The organism is Achromobacter animicus, assembly GCF_902859585.1.
GTDB classification, from domain to species: Bacteria; Pseudomonadota; Gammaproteobacteria; order Burkholderiales; family Burkholderiaceae_B; genus Achromobacter; species Achromobacter animicus.
In genome coordinates this window covers 836,887-857,620 of sequence record NZ_CADIJM010000002.1, presented here as the reverse complement: position 1 = coordinate 857,620, position 20,734 = coordinate 836,887, and the positions used below count along the sequence as shown (strand labels likewise).

The window sequence follows — 20,734 nt, the reverse complement described above, 5'->3', positions numbered from 1 at the left end:
CCTCCATACTTCGAACGAGCCAAAGCCGGCATTATCTCGCGTCCGATCGGACAAGTGCCATCGATGGCAGCCCCCCAAACCTTTGAACAATCAGATCGTTCACCCCGAAGAATAGTTTTTGTCTGATATCCAGCGGCAGGGACATGTGGAGTAATGGAGGCGCATTTCATGCGCGTCCGTCGCTATTCCTGTTCGCGATGGACGCGTTCCTATTGGCGGCCTTGAATCAGCGCAGAGGAATCCATCCATGTCAAAGTCAACGGCCGGCGGCGCGACCTCGGCGCCGGCCTGCTGCCCACGCATCCCAATCCTTCCGATCCGATATGCGATTGTGCCGAATGCGGATGGGGCACCGCTATATCGGTATGCCGAGTCCGGCTTCAGGCTGGAGGCAACCTTCCAGCGGCTGCAGCTTTCCTCCTATACCCTGCGCGCGCTTCGCCCGGGATACGTCTACGTGTTCATGAAAGGCCCCAAGGGCGAAACGCTCGTCATCCATGAATACGATGGTGAGGGCCATTATCAGGAGCTGACATACACGGGTCTGGAGGACTACGACAAGAAGAACAAGTACAAAACAGGTGCGCGCATGGGATGGGTGTGGGCAGACACCAGCCCCGACACCGCCAAGGAGGTATGGATCGGCTACAGCACACATCTGTGGACCAATGCCATGACGGCCCGAATTACCAAGGATCCTGAAGCGCGCCAGCTTCACATGCGCGCTTTGGATATGGTGGAACTGACCTCCGGCGTCAAATCACCCTCTGGCCAGGCCCACTTACTTCCGGCCAACGCCCTGACTGAATGGGTGGAAGACTTCAAGCCCCTCGAGCAGCGCCTGCCGCTGAAATGGAGTTGTCATGCGAGCGAAGATGAACTGTCGGTCGCCACATTTATCGCCCAAGGCAGCCATTACCGTTTCACGCAGCCGCGCGTGCCTGCGGTGGTCGCACTGAATGACGCCGAGGGGATCAGCCTCGATTTGGGTTTGATCGCCGCTGCGTACCAGCATCAGATTACGGATCTGAAACGCAGGCCTGATCAGCGTGCTGAAGGTGTAAGTCCCCATCACTTGCCCGACTGTCTAAGCTTGGACGTCGACCAAATCCACTTGGCAAGTTCAGAGTTTCATCACAAGAATCTGACCGCATTCTTGCTGACCGAGTCCCTGAAGTCCATGTTCCGCGCTTCTGGACAAGACGCCGCGAAGATCGCATCAGCAAGACACGAGTGGCATCGCAATCAGCGAACCCATCGCCCCATACCATCGCTAGAACAACTCGAATACGAAGTTTTGACGGACGAGCGCATTTCCCCGTCCGGTGCGCGGCTGGCCCAAAGAATCGACACCACGTTGTACTTCGACTTTTTGAGGCAACGAAAAGAGGCTGATGCGCAGCTAAAGGTGATGATGCATGAATTGAACAAGGCGTGTGCGGATCATGACTGTTGGCTATCGACGGCGGAATCCATAAATATGTCGGACCCTAGGAGTTTGGCGGCCGCCTTTAGCGCCTTCGATCGGGACAACCGTCAATCTGCGGCAGCGTTAGAACTGTCCATTACGTTGATGATGCAGAGCATGACGCAATCGCTCTCTATCAGCGACGATGGAGACGCCAGGTACGAACGGCTAGAAAAATGGTGTGATGACCCAGGAAGCCCCCTCCATGTATCTCTGGCCGCATACAACCCTTTTAAAGAAAAGGCAGATGCAGTTGGAACCATACTCGGAGCCGCAGACTCCATCATCTCCGAACTTGCCCTTAAATTTCCAGCGATCAAGGGCGTTACCGATCTGACAGCCCAAACGGTTACCACGGTCGTGCTTAAGCGGCTCAAGGGGAAAACCCGTTGGGATGCGAGCCGCAACCTTCGCGAGCAAGTTCACGCGGCAGCGCGGGAGGCCAATATGGAAAAGATATTGGGGCTACTGGCTGGTCGCTATGAAGCTACCAATACAAAAAACGCAGAATATCTGCTTTCCCAGGATGTAGATGATCTCTTGAAAAAGGGGATGGCTGAGGTCGACCGCACCCGCAGCGTCAGCATCAAGGGTAACAGGAGAGTAGTTATTGAGAGGACTCAGACTGCCACGGCAATACCAACACTCAGGTCTTTAAGCGCCACGACCACAGGAGCCGGCTTTAACCTCGGCATGGTCTACTTCAATATTATCAACCTAGGATATGCACTTAAAACGCTTGCACGCGAATTCTCACATGAAAACGCGACCAATTTTGCATCGGCAATATTGGGGGTAATAGGCTCATTAAATGTAGCGGTGCTGAGTACTGGCACCACGTACACCACCCTGATGTTGAGAATGGGATACAGAGTTCCTGGACTCGGCTTTTCTATCGCCCTCAATAACTTCATATCGTCGAAGCTATACGGGAGGCTTATCGTAATTCCTGGCATATTGCTAGGCTTTATCACGGACATGCAGAAGGGCTATCGGCTTTACAAAGACGGCAACACGATAGGCGGGAACTATACCTTCGCTGGTGGAACATCTATAGCGCTGGGGGCCGTGGTGATGGTGAAAGCCAATGCGATTGCCGCTACGGTCTCTACCGGGACTGGCGTCGCGGGAACGCTGGCGACGATTCCAATTGCTGGCTGGATTGCAGCGGCAGTCATTCTCACCGGATCGGCCTTTGTCTTCGGCGGTATCTGGCTCCATTCTCAAGCCGCCGCACAAATCTTCTCTCCCATAGAGCTTTGGGCAGCACGGTGCCAGTTTGGCAACTTAATAGGTGACGGCGAAGAGCGAGCGGCGATTCCGCTTGATAAAAACCGCAGACTCTCGAGATTTTCAGAACTGATATCGGAAACAAGGGAATGGTATCAAGCCTCCTTCGCTCCGATCCTGCTTAACTCCGATCAAGCCGAGTCGATCGGTTTGGAAGGGATGGATAGCGCTTGGCGTGATGGCTGGTTTGCTGAGGATGAGATCGAGTTCGTTGTGCTCCTACCCGGCTTTATCCTGGGACAGAGCACCTGGAAAGGGGCGCTTGCGAGTGCGAGCCCCGGTGAGAGAAATGGACCGACGTCGAGCGTTGGAAAACCCAGGATCTCGGTGCACGGACAAAAGCCAGAATGCATCGTAACTCCTGCCGGTTTGGTGTTGCGTCACCAAGTTAAAAGTGAAAACTTCGTCAGCATGCTGATGACCGTCGACTTTAAACCCAACCAGGGGCTGGACGAAACGGCGGTCGTCCAAGCCTCGTTCCTATTAACGGATTGAGCAGTAATTATGGCAACAGATTGGATTTGGTCGAGCAACGACAGCGCTGGCGTTTCGCCAGCAATTGGCGACCAGCTTGTCAGTATCGATGAAGCTTGTTTGCGTATACGGAACCCCTGGACCGTGGAATCCGCATCGTCGGGAAAGCAATATGCTGCTGCATTGGTCGTGACAATTTCCGGATTTTTAGGCTATTTTCTCGCCGTACTCCTTGGATCTGCCATTTTAAGTTATGTGCTGCTCTTCTGTTTATTTCTGATCTCACTATTCTTTTTCTTGATGCTCGCGCTGAGCGTAAGCTTTATTAAAACAAGATCAGACATAATATTTTCCAGACTCGACAAGCGCGTCAGCTATAGAGATCGCAGGAGGGTAATATCTGGCGCATGGAACTCTGCCATTGGAGGCATGGTGTCGAAATCAGAATTCACGGGAGCAGGAGTGATCGTGACGCATTCGCTAATAATTAAAATGCCGGTTGAATCAATTAAGCCCGAGATGAAAGGGAAAAGACTGGAATCACTATTCGTATCCACCGAAAGTAACCAACCGGTCGACCCGCGCGTGTTATATGTCGCTCAAGTATGGGAGTTCATCCGATTATTCATGGATGAAGGTCCCAACAAATTACCCAAACCCGCAGAATCCAACTGGTGGCTTGCTCCCGACCACTGTATTTATTTGACTCCCACCGAAGCCTGGCGCCGTTACGTACCTTGGCGCAATGGCCAGCCGAATGAAGCGCAAGGAAAAAACAACTGGCTATTGCCTCTGTGGCTGTTGCTCTTTCCTTACAACATGTTCTGCGCGCTGTCCTGGTACGCGGCTTGTCGAGTACTGAAGGTCCAAGCCGCACAGCCGCCCATACCGACGGCGAGAGCATGACCTCACCCCACATGCCCCCCAGCCACGTACATCACCTGCCCCGTGATGTACGACGCCTCCGGCGCCGCCATGAAGCAGATCGCTGACGCGACCTCTTCCATGCTGCCCATGCGATGCATGGGCGTGCCGGCCAGGCAGTCCGTGTACATCTCGCCCTGCCAGATGCGGTCCTGATCCGAGGGGGCTTCGGTGTTGCGCGGAATGGCGCGCACGCCGTTGTCCAGCGCGCCCGGCGCCACGCAATTGACGCGCACGCCGGATTCGGCCAGTTCCAGCGCCATGCAGACGGTGGCCGCGTGAACGCCGCCCTTGGATGCCGAATACGGCACGCGGTAGATGCCGCGCGTGGCGTTTGAGCCGACGTTGACGATGGCGCCCCGGCCTTGCTTTTTCACTACCGGGATCACCTCCCGGCACGACCACAGCGTCGGCCAGAGCGAACGGGTGACCTCCCGCTGCATCTCGTCCGGCGTGTACTCCCAGAACGGTTTCATCCAGATCGTGCCGCCCACGTTGTGCACGGACACGTCGATTCGGCCGTGCGAGTCCAGCGTGTACTGCACCATCCGCTGGGCACCGGCGTGGGTTTCGAGGTCGGCGTCGATGAACGACGCCTGTCCGCCCTCCTCGCGGATCTCGCGGGCCACGGCCTCGCCCAGTTCGGCGGCGCGGTCGACCAGCACGACCGCAGCGCCTTCGGATGCCAGGCGTTTGGCGGTAGCGCGTCCGACGCCCTGGGCCGCGCCGGTGACCAGCGCGATCTGATTTTCAAAGCGATTCATGCAAGCTCCCGGTCAATGTGCGCGCGACAGCTCGCCCGGCACGGGTTGCGACGACTTGTTGTCCACAGCCAGCACGGCGAGCAGCGCCCCCGCCAGCGGAACCGCCAGCACCATGAAGAAGCCCGACGGGCCGAACCAGCCGAGGAAGCTGCCGCCGATGGCCGAGCCGATGATGGCGCCGGCGCGGCCCACGCCGATGGACCAGCCCGTCGCCGTGGCACGCAGTGCGGTCGGATACGCGCCGATGACCAGGTAGTTCAGCGCCAGCTGCTGGCCGCCGATGCCCAGGCCCGCCGCGCCGATCAGGATGAACACGAGCGTCCAGTCCGTTCCCGCGTACCCCAGCCCCAACGACACCGCGATGCCCAGCGCGAACATGGCGATCAGCAGCGTGCGGGTCGACACGCGCGGCATCAGGTACGACAGCGGAAAGGCGCACACGATGAACACGAGATTCACGGTGAACGTGCCCATCGGCGCCTGGTCGGCCGGCAGACCCGCGGCCTTCAGCACCGTAGGCAGCCACGACAGCAGCATGAACCACGCCACCCAGTTCAGCAGATACACGGACCAGATCGCCAGCGTCTTGCGGGCATAACCATCGGTGAACAGCGCCTTGACGCTGGCGCGGATGGTCGCGTCTTCCGGCACCGTGAACCGCACGCCGGCCGGCAACGGCTGGCGCGAGATCTTCGCGAGGATGCGAGCGACATACCCCTGGCCCGCCGTGTCACCGCGCATCGCCTTGAATTGCAGGGACTCGGGCAGCAGCACCATCAGCGCCGCCAACAGCAACAGCGGCGCGACGCCGCCCACGATGAAGATGCCTTGCCATCCGATCACGGGCAGCATGCGCGCGGCCAACAGGCCGCCCAGCATGGCGCCCGCGGGCAGACCCAGCAAAACGCCGGTGATCACCACGCCACGATGGCGTGCCGGCGCGTATTCCGCGGCCAGCGCCAGCACGATGGGCGTGCAACCGCCCATGCCCAGCCCAGCGATGAACCGGAGCGCCAGAATCTGCCACGTCTCCGTGGCGGCGGCCGTCAACAGCGTCGCCAGCCCGAAGACGGCCACACCGATCAGCGCGGCGGGACGGCGGCCGATACGGTCGCCCACCAGGCCCAGCGTCATGGCGCCCACCGTCATGCCGACGATGCCGGCGGTCAGGATCGGCGCCAGTTCGCCGGCCTGCAGTTTGAATGCCGTCAGGATCGCGGGCCCGGTGAACGCCATTGCCTGCGTGTCGAAGCCATCAAACAAAGCGATCAGAAAGCACAGGATCAGGACGCGCCATTGAAAGGCGCCCATCCGTTCCTGATCGATCAGGCTCGGAATGGAGATTGTTGAGGCCATGAGAGTCTCCCCGGGCTCGCGCGGAGCCCGTTATCGGTATGGGTATGAGTGTCGAATGGCGGCATCGCGCAGTGGCGATGCCTGCCGGGTTCAGGCCTGGGCGGAGGCGCGCAGGCGATTGACGATCTGGTTGTCCTTGCCTTGCAGCAGGCCCGTCAGCACGACGTCGAATTCGATTTCCTTGTACGCGTCGGCTTTCAGGCCCAGTTCGGCGCCGCCCGTCTTGTCGGTCACCGGCGGGATCAGCGCTTCGCGGGTGGCGTAAGCGAAATCGTCCCAGATGAGGGGATCGCCCTCGATGTTGAATTGCGTCGTCAGCTTGCGGTGCTGGTCAGCGCTGACAAAAAGGTGCACGTGCGCCGGGCGGTTGCCGTGGCGGCCCAGCGCGTCCAGCAGCTGCTGGGTGGCGCCCTGCGGCGGACAGCCATAGCCGACGGGCATCAGCGTGCGGAACTCATATTTGCCATCCGAGTCGGTACGGACCGCGCCGCGCAGGTTGAAGTCGGTCTGCGCGCCCGTCGGGTCGAAGTGCGAATAGAAACCCTTGGAGTTCGCGTGCCAGCACTCCACCACCGCATTGGCCAGCGGCGCGCCGTTGGTATCGCGCACGACGCCACGGATCACCAGGGGGCCGGCGTCCGCATCCGGATCGAGATCGATGCGGGCAACGCCGTCCTGCACGGGCGCGCCTGCGACATACAGCGGGCCTTCGATGGTGCGCGGCGTGCCGCCGTCCAGGCCGGCAAGCTTGTCCTCGTGGTCCATGCGCACGTCCAGAAATTTCTCCAGGCCCAGCCCGGCGGCCAGCAGCGCGGCCTCGCCGTCGCGGCCCAGCCGATTCAGGTAGTTGACGCCGGCCCACACCTCGTCGGGCGTGATGTCCAGGTCGTCGATGGCCTTGAAAAGATCGCTCAACAGGCGGTTCAGGATCTGCTTGAAGCGCGGGTTGCCCTCGCTGCCTGCAATGTTGGTCGCGGCCTTCAGCAGGTCCTGCACTTCCGGGGTGTTGAATACGTCGAGGCTCATGTCTGTCTCCAGGGTTTGTCTATTGGTATGGGTCGGGAAATGCGGCGTTGCATGCCGCCGCATCGCCAGGTTTTCTCAATGGCTTTTGTTCGTGACCTTGACCAGCCCGTCGCGCGTGAAGCGCTTGACGCGGGCGTCGTCCAGCTCGATGCCGAGCCCCGGTCCGGCAGGCACGGTCAATTCGAAGTCGCTGTAGTCCAGCGGCTGCGCAAGGATTTCCTCGGTGATCAGCAAGGGGCCGAACAGCTCCGTGCCCCATTGCAGATGCGCAAAGCTGGCAAACAGGTGGGCCGACGCGACCGTGCTGACCGCAGCTTCCAGCATCGTGCCGCCGTAGAGTTCGATGCCCGCCGCGTCCGCGATCGCCGCCACGCGCTGCGCCGCAAAAAGGCCGCCGTTCTGCTCGATCTTGATGGCGAAGACATCCGCACCGTGCTGGCGCGCGATCTCGAACGCGGTGTCCGGGCCTTGCAATACCTCGTCGGCCATCAACGCCACCGGGAACCGGTGCATCAACCGCGCCAGCGCCGCGGCGCTGGCCACGGGCTGCTCCACCAGCTCGCAACCGGCCTCTGCCAATGCGGGAATCGCCCACGCCGCCTGCGTTTCACTCCACGCCATGTTCACGTCGACGCGCACCGCGCCGCGGTCGCCCACCGCGCGCTTGATGGCGGCCACGTGGGCGATATCGACCTTCGGATCACGGGCGCCGATTTTCAGCTTGAAGATGCGGTGGCGGCGCTCTTGCAGCATCTGCTCGGCCTCGGCAATGTCCCGATCCGTGTCGCCCGACGCCAGCGTCCACGCCACGGGCACGCGATCCCGCCGCCGGCCGCCCAGCAGTTCGCTGACCGGCACGCCCAGGCGCTTGCCGTGCGCATCCAGCAGCGCGGTTTCCAGCGCGCTCTTGGCAAAGTGGTTCACCTTGACCAGCTTGCCCACGTGCGCCATCAGTGCCTGCACGCGGGTGGCGTCCTGGCCGATCATGGCGGGCGCGAAATACGCGTCGATCGACAGCTTCATGGCCTCGGGGCTTTCCGGACCGTACGCCATGCCGGCGATGGTGGTGCCCTCGCCAATGCCCACCACGCCGTCGCTGCAATACACCTTCACCAGCATCAGCGTCTGGCCATACATCGTGGCCACCGACAGCTTGTGCGGACGGATGGTGGGAAGGTCGACGAGACAGGTTTCGATGCGTTCGATGGTGGCTGCAGACATGGACGGCGTTGGATAAGGGATGGTCACGAGGCGTTTATAGAACCCGGCGACTTTTCGCGTCCAATACTTTGGGAATCCGAATTGATACCTTTGAAGCATAAATAATCTGCGAATGCGTTGAGGGCTGCCCGGAATTCTCAATACCTTAAGGGTCTGGGCGCGCACACGCCGCTACCGCAGATGCGCTTCGTGCAGATCCAGCAGCCGCCCCTGCTCGCGCGCCAACGAATCCGAGATGCGGTGCGTACGAGCCAGATGGAAAACCGCCTCGCGGGAAGCGGCAATGGCTTCCAGCCTCAGTTCGCGCTCGATGGCGATCTGTCTGCCCAGGCGTTCCGTATCGGCCACGTCCGCCGCCTCGCCGGACTGCCGCCGCAACGCGCCACTCAGGTTCTCCGCCACCTCCAGATACAGCGCGGCGTTTTCCGGATTTTCCACGCCCCGGCGCCTTGCGCCGGCCGCAACGCTGTCGAGCGCCGCGCGCAGCATGGCGTCCTGCGCCAGCGATGCCTCGCGCTCGGTGCGGCTGTTCGGCGCAAAGTGCAACCCGCGCATCAAGGGGGGCAAGGCCACGCTGGCCAGCAATAGCGAAAACACGATGACCATGGCCGCCAGCGACACCGCCAGATCGCGCGCCGGAAACGGCGCGCCGCTGTCCAGCGCAAAGGGAAGCGTCATCACCCCGGCCAGCGTCACCGCGCCGCGCACGCCCGCCACGGAGACGGCCAGGATCACGCGCGCGCCGACCTCGGGCGGCTCGGCGCCACGGCGGCGGGCCGCCATCGCGCTCAGCTTCAGCGACACGGTCACCCACAGCAGCCGGCACAGCACCAGGCCCAGGCAGACGGCCAGTCCATAGACGGGCAACCACCATAGGGATTGGCCGCCTGCCTCTTTCGCGGCGCTTGCCAGGCCGGCGAAGATCGTGGGGAACTGCTCACCCAGCAACACGAAGATCATGCCGTTCAGCGTGAACTGCACCGTGTTCCACACGGCCCTGCGCTCCATGCGAGTGGCTGCGAGGGCGCGGCCCGACAGTTCGGAATAGCTCATCATGACGCCGGCGGATACCGCGGCCAGGATGCCCGAGGCATTGGCGTGCTCGGCCACGAAATAGACGAAGAAAGGCGTCAGCAGGCTGAGCAGCACCTCGGACCCTGGCTCTTCGCCGACCCGGCGCGTGTAGATGGTCCGCAATTGCATGATCAGCCACGTCAGCCCGGCCCCGATCGACAGGCCGGCAATGGCAACCCAGAAGAACGACATCGTGGCCTGCGCCAGCGAGAACGTGCCGGTCGCCGCCGCCGCAACGGCAAAGCGAAACGCCACCAGGCCACTGGCGTCGTTGAACAGCGCCTCGCCTTCCAGGATGGCCATCATGCGGCGCGGGATGTGGACGCGCCGGGAAATCGCTTCGACCGCCACCGGGTCCGTCGGCGACACGATGGCCGCGATGGCGAACGCCACGGGCAACGGGACGTCGGGAATCATCCAGTGGATCAGGTATCCCACGCCGATCACCGTCAGGATCACCAGACCAAACGCGAGCTGGATGATGGAAGAGGATTCGCGCAGGACCGCCAGCTTCGATATGCGCCATCCGTCCAGGAAAAGCAGAGGCGGAAGGAACAACAGGAAGAAGATCTCGGGTTCGATCAGCACGCCACGCTGGAACACGGCCGCGATCACGAAACCCAGACCGATCTGCACGAAAGGTAGCGGAACGGCCAACGGCAGCATCCGGACCAGCACGCCGCTGAACAGGACGGCGACCAGCATCGCCATGACTACGGTGAAAGTCCCCAATGCAAACCCCTGAACGTCGATCCGCGGGCGAATGCCCGCGGTGCGACGTTACCTTGGCTCCTGGGGGCGTGCAATCAATTCGCCGTGATCTTGCCCACTTCGATCACTTTCTTCCAGCGGGCAAATTCCTCGGCCTGGAACTTGGTGAATTCGGCCGGCGTGTTGCCGACGACTTCAAAGCCCAGTTCCAGCAGGCGCGGTTTGACCGACGGGTCGTTCAGCGCGTCGACAATGCCGGCGCGCAGCTTGTCGCGGATGTCGGCGGGCATGCCCTTGGGACCTGCGAACGCCTGCCACGACGTCACCGTCACGCCCTTCAGGCCCAGCTCTTCCATCGTGGGCACGTCGGGCAGCAGCGGTGATCGCTTCGCGCTCGTCACCGCGATGGCGCGCAGTTTGCCCGACTGGATATGCGTGAGGCAGGTGTTGATGTTGCTGAAGCTGGCGTCGACCTGCCCGCCCAGCAGATCCACGATGGCCGGCGCGCCGCCCTTGTACGGCACGTGCGTGGCCTGCGTGCCGGTCTCCTGCCAGAACAGTTCGGCGGTCAGGTGATCCGAGGTGCCGTTGCCGGCCGACGCGAACGTCATGCGGCCCGGGTTGGACTTCAGGTAATCCAGCACGCCCTTCATGTCGCGAAGCTGCGAATTCGCGTTGACCACCAGCACGTTCGGCGCCTGCACGGCCACCGTGATGTATTCAAAATCCTTGAGTGCGTTGTAGCCCGGCTCCTTGACCAGATGCGGGCCGATCACGAAGGGACCCAGCGACGACACCAGCACCGTGTAGCCGTCGGGCGCGGCGCGCTTGGCCTGGCCCGCGCCCAGCGTGCCGCCCGCACCCGGCTTGTTCTCGATCACGAAGGTGCCCCCGAACTTGTCCTGCAGCTTGGGCGCAACCGTCCGGGCGATCAGGTCGGTTGAACCGCCCGGCGGAAACGGCACGAGCATCGTGACGGGTTTGGCGGGCCAGTTCTGCGCCTGGGCCGACGCCGAGACGGCCAGGCCAAGCGCGAGCGTGGTGAACCATTTTTTCATGCGAGTCTCCTCTGGGTTGGCGTCTGTCGCGCCGTTGGTCGTGCATGGCGTCCCGCCGCAAGACGGCGGGACCGGAAAGGGTTCAGGCCCGCTTGCCGACTTCGACCGTGTCGCGCGTCCACGCGCGCGCCTGATCGCTGAGCGAGATGCCCAGGCCCGGCCGGGTCGGCACCAGCATGCGGCCGTCGCGGATCTCGAGCCGCTCGTTGAACAGCGGTTCCAGCCAGTCGAAATGCTCGACCCACGGTTCGGTCGGATACGCGGCGGCCAGGTGCACGTGCAGTTCCATCGCGAAGTGCGGCGCCAGCATCGCGCCGGCCTGTTCCGCCTGCGACAGGATCTTCAGGAACGGCGTGATGCCGCCCACGCGCGGGGCGTCGGGCTGCACGTAATCGGCGGCGCGGTGGCGGATCAGCTCGCTGTGTTCGGCCGCGCTGGTCAGCATTTCGCCGGTGGCGATCGGCGTGTCGAACTGCGCGGCAAGCGCGGCGTGGCCTTCGTGGTCGTAGGCGTCCAGCGGCTCTTCGATCCACACCAGGTTGAACTGTTCAAAGATGCGGCACATGCGCTGCGCGGTCGGGCGGTCCCACTGCTGATTCGCGTCGACCATCAGCGGCACGTCGTCGCCCAGATGCTTGCGCACGGCTTCGACGCGGCGGATGTCCAGCTGCCGGTCGGGCTGACCGACCTTCAGCTTGATGCCGCCAATGCCGCGTTCGCGCGACGCGCTGGCGTTGACCAGCAGTTGTTCGAGCGGCGTGTGCAGGAACCCGCCCGACGTGTTGTAGCAAGCAACCGAATCGCGATAGGCGCCCAGCAGCTTAGCCAGCGGCAGGTTCGCGCGGCGGGCCTTCAGGTCGTACAGCGCCACGTCGAAGGCGGCGATGGCCTGGGTCGACAGGCCGCTGCGGCCCACGGACGCGCCGGCCCAGCACAGCTTGGTCCAGAGCCGGCCGATGTCGCTGGGGTCTTCGCCGATCAGGACCGGTGCGATTTCCTTGGCGTGGGCAAACTGCCCGGGACCGCCGGCGCGCTTGGAGTAGCTCAGGCCAATGCCCTCGTTGCCGTTTTCGGTCTGCACTTCGACAAACAGCATGGCGACTTCGGTCATGGGCTTCTGGCGGCCGGTCAGCACCTTGGCGTCGCTGATCGGGGTGGCCAGCGGCAGGTAGCACGACGAGATGCGCAACCAGGCGATACGGTCGGCGTTGGAAGTGGCGGTCATGAGAATTCTCCGGGTGTCTGGGACGGTCCTGCGAGGACGACGATGGCGCATGGACAACGTTGTCATTTGCGGCCAAATAAAAAGCGCCGATGTGCGGAGCCTGGCTGGCGGCAGGATCAAAACGTTGCAGCTGACGTTCATGATAACGTTGTCCAAAATACGCGGCAAGCCAGCGCGCGATCCGTACAAACCCGTACTTCCCGTTCCATGAAACCCAAATCCATCACCCTGCATGACGTCGCCCGCGCGGCTGGCGTGTCGCTCATTACCGCCTCGCGCGCGCTCGGCAATCCGGGCCGCGTGTCCGAGGCCACCATCGCACGCGTCCAGCAGGCCGTTACGGAAACGGGATACATCCCCAATTTGCTGGCGGGCGGCCTGAAGTCCCGGCGCAGCCGCACCGTGGCGGCGCTGGTGCCCATCATCTCGGTCCCGCAGTTCCTGCCCACCATCGAAGCCCTGACCGCCGAACTCGATCGCGAGGGCTACCAGCTCATCCTCGGACAGATGGGCTATGACCGCGGCCGCGAAGAAGCGTTGCTCAACGCCATGGCGGGCCGGCGCGTCGACGGCGTGGTCGTTGCCGGCCTGTTGAGCGACATCCCCGCCGCGCACCGCTTGCGGGAGATCGGCATTCCGGTGGTCGAAACCTGGGATCTGACCGAACGCCCGCTCGACATGCTGGTCGGCTTTTCACATCGGCAGGTGGGCAGCGCCGTCGCCGAATTCTTCCTGTCCAAGGGATGGCGCAACGTGGGCCTGGCCACCGGCGACGACCAGCGCGCTGCGGTGCGCCGCGCGGGCTTCCTGGAAACCTTGGGCCATGACGTGCCCACGGCGGTCGTTCCGGCGCCCAGCAACGTGGCGTCGGGCCGGCGCGCGGCGGCCGAACTGTTCGACAAGTCGCCCGGCCTGCAGGCGATCTTCTGTAGCGCCGACGCGCTGGCAGAAGGCGTGCTGACCGAGGCGCGCGTGCGTGGCCTGCGCGTGCCGCAGGATCTGGCGGTCTGTGGCTTCGGCGGGGCCGACTTCGCCGCGCACCTGGCGCCGTCGCTGACCACCGTGCAGATCGACGGCGCGGACATCGGCGCCCAGGCCGCGCGCGTGCTGATGGCGCGATGCCGGGGCGAGACCCCGCCAGAGCCTGTCATTGACGTGGGATTCCGGATCGTCGAGCGCGAATCGACGGGCGCCTGTGCGGCAACGTAGCCAGACACCTGGCTGAACGCTGGCCGCCACGGGCGGTTGTCAGACCGCGCCGCCGGTAGGAAAATCCCGCCGAGCCGCGCGCGTCCGACAGCGCGCCCCCGAAGCGCCCTGCCGCCTCAGAAGGAACCGCCCGTGAAGGATGATGTTGGCCAATACCAGACTCACCCCGTCACCCTCCTCCAACCCAACCCGTCATCGGACTGGCTCTATCACTGCGCCATGAGCCTGCTCAAGCTGCCCGCGGACGATGCGATCTCGGAGCAGCTTGCCTACATGGGCGAAACCTCGGACATCGACCGCGCCTGGATGATCGAGTACCGCCCCGACATGCTGCGGCTGCGCAATACCCACGAATGGTGCCGCGGCCAGACCGAGCCCTTCGTCGCCGAACTGCAGGACGTGCCGACCACGCTGATCGCCTGGCTGCACCGGTTCATGGTCAAAGGGCAGGCGGTCGCCATCCACGACGTCAACGACCTGCCCCGCACCGCGCGCGCCATCCAGGCCGAATTCCAGCGCCAGGGCAACAAAAGCGTGCTCAGCGTGCCGGTGTGCCTTGACGGCAAGCTGCAAGGCATCATCGGTTTCGACACCACCGTCCGGCATCGGCACTGGACTGCCGGCGAGGTCGGCGCGCTGTACCAATGCGCCAACCTGATCGGCCAGGCCAAGTACGGCAGCGGCCGCCCGCGGGCGCCGCTGGGCAATCCCGCCGCATCGGTCGTCTACCTGAGCATGCGCGGCGTGGTCCGGGGCGTTCAGCCGGAAGCCATCGTCGGCGTGCGCTCGGCCGGCAACTACAGCGAGATCTGGCTGGACGACGGCTCGATGGTGCTGGACTCGCGCGCGCTCGGCGTCTGGTCGACCCTCCTGCCCGAGAAGACGTTCTTTCGCGTGCACCGCACGGCGATTGCAAACGCGTTGCATGTCATGGACGTGGACCGCAGAAGCGTTGACCGATGGCAGATCCGGATGCGGGCCGTGGATGACACGTGGCCGGTGTCGCGCTCGTACCGCAAGCCGCTGCGCGAACGCATGGGGATCTGAGCCGGGGCTGCCCGGGCCAAGCCGGCCAATATGCCATTCATCACGCCGGGATGTTGTTTCGTCCTGACGCTGGTGGCTACGCACCGGGATTTTGGGATCATCGCGGCATGCGCAGGGACACCCGTTCCTCGCCCCTTCAGTGAGAACCGCATGCTGACCTCCCGCCTTCTCCCGCGCATCCCCGTACTTGCCTTGAGCGCCGCCTGCGCGCTGGGCGCAGGCCACGCCCAGGCCGCCGACCTGGCCTTGCAGGATGCCGTGTCCATGGCCGGCATGCAGATGTATCTGAACGGCGGCGCGCCGGGCCTGATCATCGCGGCGGTCCGCGGCAATGACGTGGTGGTCCAGGGCTATGGCGAAACCGCGCCGGGCAGCGGCGTCGAACCCGACGGCAAATCGATCTTCCGGATCGCGTCGGTGTCCAAGGTGTTTGCGGGCGACGTGCTGGCGTCGCTGGCCGCCAAGGGCAAGCTCAAGCTGACCGATCCCCTGTCGAAGTACGCGCCCGGCAATGCCAAGGTCGATGCCAACGGCCGCCCGATCACGCTGCTCGACCTGGCGACGCATTCCGCCGGCCTGCCGCGCGAACTGCCCGACCCCGACGCCAAGCCCTCCGACAATCCGTTCGCCGTCTTCGACCGGGCCTATTACTGGAAGTGGATGGGCAGCCACAAGCCCGCCTACGTGCCCGGCACCACCACGCTGTATTCCAACCTGGGCTATGGCCTGCTGGGCGACGCGCTGGCCAAGGCCGGCGGCGCGGACTATTCGACCGTGCTTGCCAACGAGGTCTTCAAGCCCGCCGGCATGACCGACGCCACCAACGTGCTGAGCGACGCACAGAAAAAGCGCCTGATGACGGGCCTCGATCCCTTCGACAAACCCGATCCCAATGCAGTGGCGCCCGACATCATGTATGCCAGCGCCGGCGTCTACGCCACGGCCGACGACATGGTGCGCTGGATGCGCTGGCATCTGGATGGCGCCAGGCAGGCCCGCGAGAACGCCCTGCTGGCGCACACGATGTGGCTGCCCTACGACGGACTCAAATCCGTCGTGGGCACGGAGGTCACGGACGCCGACGGCATGGGGCTGGGCTGGGTGGCGACGCTGCCGCGCAACGGCTCGCCGTTCCTGCTGGGCAAGAGCGGCGGCATTGGCGGCTTCATGTCGTACGTGGTGCTGTCGCCCAACCGCGACCTGGGCGTGTTCGTCGTCGCCAGCCGCGTGAATTTCGGGATGTTCAACAACATCCATGCGCAGGTGCGCGAACTGGCGGCTGAGCTGGCGCGGTGAAGCGTCTGCATCGTGCGTTGCGCCAGACCGCGGCGGCGGCGCTGCTTGCCGTGGCCGCGCACGGCGCGTCGGCGCAAGAGGCAAGAGACATTTTCAAGACCGAGATCTTTCTCACGCCCTATAGCGACCTGGCCGATGGCGACGAATCGTATCCGCGCCTGAACGGCAGGTTCCTCCTGATGACCGGCTACACCGGCTTTTTTGGTGTGCACGACGACAACGGCCAGCTTCCGCGCTCGCACTGGAGCAGTGTGCAGCCCACCGCCGAGGCCGCGCTGGTGCTGCAACTGACGCGCGAGTTTTCGATCCGCACCAAGGCCACGTTCAACTCGTCCACCAACGACACCAAGGACAACGCGTTTTCCGACCTGGGCGTGAACCTGGACAACCTGTTCGCCGCCTACACCGCCGACAACTACGCGCTGTACGGCGGCAAGATGGACCTGGGCTTTGGCGACGCCTGGCACGTCGTGGACGGCCTGTATTCGGGCTTTAACGAGAACTCGGAATTCCGCGGCTCGATCGGCGTGGGCGGACGCTACACGCTGGATACGTCGGGCCGCGGCACGCATTCCGTGGCCGCCCTGCTGTTCAAGCGCGACAACACCGCCATGAACCGCAGGTTCAGCCTGGACGGCGGCCTGCTCGGCCCCGACGAGCCGCCGCTGTTCAGCGACCAGCTCAAGTCGTTCATCCTTTCGTACGACTTCCGCGATCTACCCGGACTGGCGGGCATATCGGGCGGCGTGGACGCGGGCCGGCTGCACCTGGATCCGAACCAGGGCGAAAGTGCCAACACGGTATCGGCCCGGCTGAGCTACGACACGCCGCTGGATGACGGATGGCACCTGAACTGGTTCAACGAGGCTACCTATTCCAGCGCCTTTCGCGGCGCGCCGGTTTCCAACGGCAATGGCGTAACCTCGGTGTCGTTGTCTCGAGACCGCTGGCAGGTCACCGCGACGGCCGCCGTGCGCAAGCTGACCGGCGGCGGCCAGACGCTGGCCCGGCATGGCCTGCTGGACAGTACGGATTGGGGAGTATCGGGCGCAGTCACCTACGTCACGCCCGTGGGGTTGATCGTGCAGGCCGGGATCACGCATCAGCGCGACCAGGCCCTGCGCCTCAACCAGGGCGTCTTTCGCATCGCTTACCAAGCAGGATTCTGAGGCCAACATGCACAGCACAACCACGCGCATCACCGCAACGATCGTTCTTGCCCTGGGCGGCGTCACGTCAGCCTGGTCGCAACCCGTGCCGATCACCCCCGCCGACTACCCGCCGGCGGACGCCGTCACGATTCCGGCCGGCAGCCGCGAACGCGCCGTGCAGGACCTGCCCGGCATCATCAAGGACATCATGCAACGCAGCCAGGTGCCGGGCCTGGCCGTCGCGGTCGTCATCGACGGCAAGACCGTGCTGACGCAAGGCTTCGGCACACGCGAGGTCGGCAAGGACGCGCCGGTGGATGCCAATACCGTGTTCCAGATCGCGTCCATCTCCAAGTCGCTGTCGGCGACAGTGACCGCCATCGAGATCACGCAGCGCAAGGCCACGTGGGACGACCCCGTGTCGCGTCATCTTCCGGGCTTTGCGCTCAGCAACGCCTATGTGTCCGAGCACGCGACCGTCGGCGATTTCTTTGCGCACCGCACCGGGCTGCCGCCCACGGCCGGCGACGATCTGGAAGACCTGGGCTTTTCCCGCAACGAGGTCATCGCCCGCCTGCGCCTGTTGCCGCTCACCCCCTTCCGCACGTCGTATCACTACGCCAACTTCAGCACGACGATCGGCGCAGAGGCCATCGCCAAGGTCGCGGGGCGCCCGTGGGAGCAACTGGCCGACGAACAGCTTTTCAAGCCGCTGGGCATGGCATCGACCAGTTACCGCTACGCCGACTTCGAGTCGCACGGCAACCGCGCCTTGCTGCACGCCTACCAGAAGGGCCGCTTCGTGCAGGTCGGCAAGCGCAACGCCGATGCGCAGGCGCCCGCGGGCGGCGTGTCCTCCACGGTGGTGGATCTGGCGCAGTGGCTGAAACTGCTGCTGGCGGATGGCCGACACCAGGGCAAGCCACTGGCCGCCCCCGGCGCGCTGCTGCCCGCCCTGTCGCCGCAGGCCTTCAGCGCCCCCGCGCCCGACCTGAATACGCGGTCCGGCTTCTATGGCTTTGGTTTCAACGTCAACACGGAAACCGGCGGACGCCCTGCCATGGGGCATTCCGGCGCCTTCCTGGTGGGCACGGGCACCACCTTCCGCATCGTGCCCTCCGCCGGCATCGGCATCGTCGTGCTGACCAATGGCGCGCCGGTCGGCGCGGCGGAAGCCGTGGTGGCCACGTTCACCGACACGGCGCTGTACGGCAAGTCCACACGCGACTGGTATGCGGCATACAACGGCGCCATGAAGAAGCTGTTCGAACCGCAGGCGGACCTGACCGGCAAGCCCGATCCCGCCAAGCCCGCGGCGCCCAAAGCGTTGTCGCAGTACACCGGCACGTTCGACAACCCGTACTACGGCCCCGCGCGGATCGAAGAAGCGTACGGCGCGCTGACCCTGGTGCTGGGACCAAAGGACATGCGCTTTCCCGTGCGCCACTGGGACGGCGACACGTTCGCCTTTGCGCCGGCCGGCGAAGCCGAGATGCTGGCCTCGCGGGCGTCCATCGTCTTCAAGATGGCAAACGGGCAGGCACAAGGCTTTGACATCAAGTACTACGACGACAGCGGGCTGGGGCACTGGAACCGCAAATAGCGGCCGTCAGCAGATTTCCATCAGTCCCCGGTTCGGGCTACAGTGCTCGTTCCTCGGAATCCCGGAAGGATCGAGCATGGCTGACGACAGTACGCTTCTCAACGACAGCGCGGTCTACAGGACGTTGCTGGAATCGACCAAGGCGATTCCCTGGAAGATCGACTGGGCCACGATGAAATTCGCCTACATCGGCCCCCAGATCGAGGCGCTGCTGGGCTGGCGCACCGACAGCTGGGTCACCGTCGAGGACTGGGCCATGCGCATGCATCCCGAGGATCGCGAGTACGTGGTGAACTTCTGCGTCTCGCAATCCCAGGCCGGCGTCGACCACGAGGCCGACTACCGCGCGCTGACCAAGGACAACGGCTACGTGTGGATCCGCGATGTGGTTCACGTCGTGCGCACGGAAAGCGGCGAGCCCGAGGCGCTGATCGGCTTCATGTTCGATATCACCGAGCGCAAGAAGACCGAAGAGAAACTGCTCAGCCTGCAGAAGGAACTTGAGGTGCTGTCCTTCAAGGACGGCCTGACCAACATCGCCAACCGGCGGCGCTTTGACAGCAGTTTCGAGCTGGAATGGGAGCGCGCCCGCAGCGAGGGCCAGCCCTTGTCGGTACTGCTTTTCGACGTCGACTTCTTCAAGCAATACAACGACCTGTATGGCCACACCCAGGGCGACAAGTGCCTGATCGAAATCGCCGAAACGCTGAGCCTGGCGCTGGACGGTCCGCGCGATTTCGTTGCGCGCTACGGCGGTGAAGAATTCGTCGTGCTGCTGCCCGAGGCCGATGCCGAGGTCGCGCGGAAGGTCGCTGAACGCTGCCAGCGCCAATTGCAGAAAAAAGCCATCGTGCATGCGCTGTCGCCGCACGGCAGACGTATCACGGTCAGCGTCGGCGCGGGCACGGTGGTGCCGCAAGACCAGGCCACGCGCGCGGACTTCATCAAGGCCGTCGACCAGCAGTTGTATCTGGCCAAGGCCAACGGCCGCAACCGCATCGAACACGTGCAGTGGGAATCGGCCGAGCAGACGCCTGCTATCCTGCCAGGCGTTGAAGACTCCTGAACCACGCAACGCAGTGAATAGATTTGAAGACAAGGTCGTCCTGGTGACCGGCGGCAGAAGCGGCATCGGACAGGCCATCGCAAGACGCTTTCGCGATGAAGGCGCCCGGGTGTTGACCGCCCAACGCTCGGCCGACGACGAGTTCGAAGCCATCGCAGCCGATCTGTCCGATCCCGTGCGCGCCGCCGCCGTGATCGAGGAAGTCATCCGCCGGACCGGCAAGCTGGACGTGCTGGTGAACAACGCCGGCGTCATGCAGGAAGCGCTGGTCGAAGACACCTCGCTGGCCGACTGGAAGCGGACCCTGAACGTCAACCTGACCACGCCCTTCGTGCTGATCAAGGCGGCGCTGCCGTACTTGAAGACGACGCGCGGCAATATCGTCAACATCAGTTCCATCGAGGGCCTGGGCGCCAACCCCATGCATGCCGCCTACGCCACGACCAAGGCCGGCCTGCACGGCCTGACCCGCGCGGTCGCCATCGACCACGGCCAGGACGGCATCCGCTGCAACGCGGTGGCGCCGGGATGGATCGACACGGCGCTCAACGATGACTTCATCAACACGCTGCCAGACCCCGCGCGCTTCCGGGAATCGGTGCAGCGCATCCATCCGGTCAGGCGGACCGGCACGCCGGATGAGGTCGCTGGCCTGGTGGCGTGGCTGGCTTCTGACGAAGCGGCGTTCGTGACCGGACAGGTGTGGACGGTGGATGGCGGGCGGACGGCGCAGCTCAGTTTGCCTTGAGCAGGGCCCGCGCACTCGCCGCA

The 20,734-nt window shown here is 63.9% G+C and carries 16 protein-coding genes; 9 read left to right on the top strand and 7 right to left on the bottom strand.

Going from position 1 to position 20,734, the window contains the following annotated elements:
• Positions 1 to 247 precede the first annotated feature (247 nt).
• Positions 248 to 3,253, top strand: a complete 3,006-nt coding sequence (locus HV681_RS08700; protein ID WP_175122680.1) for a T6SS effector BTH_I2691 family protein — start codon at positions 248 to 250, stop codon at positions 3,251 to 3,253.
• Positions 3,254 to 3,262: 9 nt separating this feature from the next.
• Positions 3,263 to 4,138 carry a hypothetical protein gene (locus HV681_RS08695; protein ID WP_175122679.1) on the top strand — a complete coding sequence of 292 codons (876 nt, stop codon included), beginning with the start codon at positions 3,263 to 3,265 and terminating at the stop codon, positions 4,136 to 4,138.
• 2 nt (positions 4,139 to 4,140) lie between these two features.
• Here HV681_RS08695 and HV681_RS08690 read toward each other — a convergent pair whose 3' ends face one another.
• The 7 genes from HV681_RS08690 to HV681_RS08660 all read right to left on the bottom strand — a co-directional run bounded on the left by HV681_RS08690 (position 4,141) and on the right by HV681_RS08660 (position 12,591).
• Positions 4,141 to 4,920: a 1,6-dihydroxycyclohexa-2,4-diene-1-carboxylate dehydrogenase gene (locus HV681_RS08690; RefSeq protein ID WP_175122678.1), complete on the bottom strand. Its 780-nt coding sequence runs from the start codon at positions 4,918 to 4,920 to the stop codon at positions 4,141 to 4,143.
• A gap of 12 nt (positions 4,921 to 4,932) precedes the next feature.
• The gene (locus HV681_RS08685) at positions 4,933 to 6,276 is read right to left on the bottom strand and encodes an MFS transporter (protein WP_437340376.1); all 1,344 of its coding nucleotides are present in this window, start codon (positions 6,274 to 6,276) and stop codon (positions 4,933 to 4,935) included.
• 90 nt (positions 6,277 to 6,366) lie between these two features.
• Complete coding sequence (gene catA / locus HV681_RS08680) at positions 6,367 to 7,302, bottom strand: catechol 1,2-dioxygenase (RefSeq protein ID WP_175122677.1); 936 nt, start codon at positions 7,300 to 7,302, stop codon at positions 6,367 to 6,369.
• 75 nt (positions 7,303 to 7,377) lie between these two features.
• On the bottom strand, positions 7,378 to 8,523 hold the full coding sequence (locus HV681_RS08675; RefSeq protein ID WP_175122676.1) for a muconate/chloromuconate family cycloisomerase: 1,146 nt from the start codon (positions 8,521 to 8,523) through the stop codon (positions 7,378 to 7,380).
• A gap of 171 nt (positions 8,524 to 8,694) precedes the next feature.
• A complete protein-coding gene (locus HV681_RS08670; RefSeq protein ID WP_175122675.1) occupies positions 8,695 to 10,329 on the bottom strand; it encodes a Na+/H+ antiporter in 1,635 nt (544 codons plus the stop codon).
• Positions 10,330 to 10,403: 74 nt separating this feature from the next.
• Entirely contained in the window at positions 10,404 to 11,366 is a 963-nt protein-coding gene (locus HV681_RS08665) for a Bug family tripartite tricarboxylate transporter substrate binding protein (RefSeq protein ID WP_175122674.1), read from the bottom strand.
• Between the two features lie 82 nt (positions 11,367 to 11,448).
• The gene (locus tag HV681_RS08660; RefSeq protein WP_175122673.1) at positions 11,449 to 12,591 is read right to left on the bottom strand and encodes an L-talarate/galactarate dehydratase; all 1,143 of its coding nucleotides are present in this window, start codon (positions 12,589 to 12,591) and stop codon (positions 11,449 to 11,451) included.
• A gap of 207 nt (positions 12,592 to 12,798) precedes the next feature.
• Here HV681_RS08660 and HV681_RS08655 point away from each other — a divergent pair, with 207 nt between their 5' ends.
• The 7 genes from HV681_RS08655 to HV681_RS08625 all read left to right on the top strand — a co-directional run bounded on the left by HV681_RS08655 (position 12,799) and on the right by HV681_RS08625 (position 20,711).
• Positions 12,799 to 13,800, top strand: a complete 1,002-nt coding sequence (locus HV681_RS08655; protein WP_175122672.1) for a LacI family DNA-binding transcriptional regulator — start codon at positions 12,799 to 12,801, stop codon at positions 13,798 to 13,800.
• A 132-nt stretch (positions 13,801 to 13,932) separates the two neighbouring features.
• The gene (locus HV681_RS08650; RefSeq protein ID WP_254594928.1) at positions 13,933 to 14,847 is read left to right on the top strand and encodes a GAF domain-containing DNA-binding protein; all 915 of its coding nucleotides are present in this window, start codon (positions 13,933 to 13,935) and stop codon (positions 14,845 to 14,847) included.
• A 150-nt stretch (positions 14,848 to 14,997) separates the two neighbouring features.
• Positions 14,998 to 16,143 carry a D-alanyl-D-alanine-carboxypeptidase/endopeptidase AmpH gene (gene ampH / locus HV681_RS08645; protein ID WP_175122671.1) on the top strand — a complete coding sequence of 382 codons (1,146 nt, stop codon included), beginning with the start codon at positions 14,998 to 15,000 and terminating at the stop codon, positions 16,141 to 16,143.
• Positions 16,140 to 17,312 carry a hypothetical protein gene (locus tag HV681_RS08640; RefSeq protein WP_254594927.1) on the top strand — a complete coding sequence of 391 codons (1,173 nt, stop codon included), beginning with the start codon at positions 16,140 to 16,142 and terminating at the stop codon, positions 17,310 to 17,312. The genes ampH and HV681_RS08640 overlap by 4 nt, the downstream gene beginning before the upstream one ends.
• Before the next feature lie 7 nt (positions 17,313 to 17,319).
• Positions 17,320 to 18,897 carry a serine hydrolase gene (locus HV681_RS08635; protein WP_175122670.1) on the top strand — a complete coding sequence of 526 codons (1,578 nt, stop codon included), beginning with the start codon at positions 17,320 to 17,322 and terminating at the stop codon, positions 18,895 to 18,897.
• A 76-nt stretch (positions 18,898 to 18,973) separates the two neighbouring features.
• Positions 18,974 to 19,963: a sensor domain-containing diguanylate cyclase gene (locus HV681_RS08630; RefSeq protein WP_175122669.1), complete on the top strand. Its 990-nt coding sequence runs from the start codon at positions 18,974 to 18,976 to the stop codon at positions 19,961 to 19,963.
• Positions 19,964 to 19,976: 13 nt separating this feature from the next.
• On the top strand, positions 19,977 to 20,711 hold the full coding sequence (locus HV681_RS08625) for an SDR family NAD(P)-dependent oxidoreductase (RefSeq protein ID WP_175122668.1): 735 nt from the start codon (positions 19,977 to 19,979) through the stop codon (positions 20,709 to 20,711).
• Positions 20,712 to 20,734: the final 23 nt, after the last annotated feature.

Bases quoted from the DNA above. Each gene is read 5' to 3' on its own strand.
- HV681_RS08655 (WP_175122672.1), top strand. From the start codon at position 12,799: ATGAAACCCAAATCCATCACCCTGCATGACGTCGCCCGCGCGGCTGGC.
- HV681_RS08660 (WP_175122673.1), bottom strand. From the start codon at position 12,591: ATGACCGCCACTTCCAACGCCGACCGTATCGCCTGGTTGCGCATCTCG.
- catA (WP_175122677.1), bottom strand. From the start codon at position 7,302: ATGAGCCTCGACGTATTCAACACCCCGGAAGTGCAGGACCTGCTGAAG.
- HV681_RS08630 (WP_175122669.1), top strand. From the start codon at position 18,974: ATGGCTGACGACAGTACGCTTCTCAACGACAGCGCGGTCTACAGGACG.
- ampH (WP_175122671.1), top strand. From the start codon at position 14,998: ATGCTGACCTCCCGCCTTCTCCCGCGCATCCCCGTACTTGCCTTGAGC.
- HV681_RS08665 (WP_175122674.1), bottom strand. From the start codon at position 11,366: ATGAAAAAATGGTTCACCACGCTCGCGCTTGGCCTGGCCGTCTCGGCG.
- HV681_RS08635 (WP_175122670.1), top strand. From the start codon at position 17,320: ATGCACAGCACAACCACGCGCATCACCGCAACGATCGTTCTTGCCCTG.
- HV681_RS08690 (WP_175122678.1), bottom strand. From the start codon at position 4,920: ATGAATCGCTTTGAAAATCAGATCGCGCTGGTCACCGGCGCGGCCCAG.
- HV681_RS08700 (WP_175122680.1), top strand. From the start codon at position 248: ATGTCAAAGTCAACGGCCGGCGGCGCGACCTCGGCGCCGGCCTGCTGC.
- HV681_RS08695 (WP_175122679.1), top strand. From the start codon at position 3,263: ATGGCAACAGATTGGATTTGGTCGAGCAACGACAGCGCTGGCGTTTCG.
- HV681_RS08675 (WP_175122676.1), bottom strand. From the start codon at position 8,523: ATGTCTGCAGCCACCATCGAACGCATCGAAACCTGTCTCGTCGACCTT.
- HV681_RS08685 (WP_437340376.1), bottom strand. From the start codon at position 6,276: ATGGCCTCAACAATCTCCATTCCGAGCCTGATCGATCAGGAACGGATG.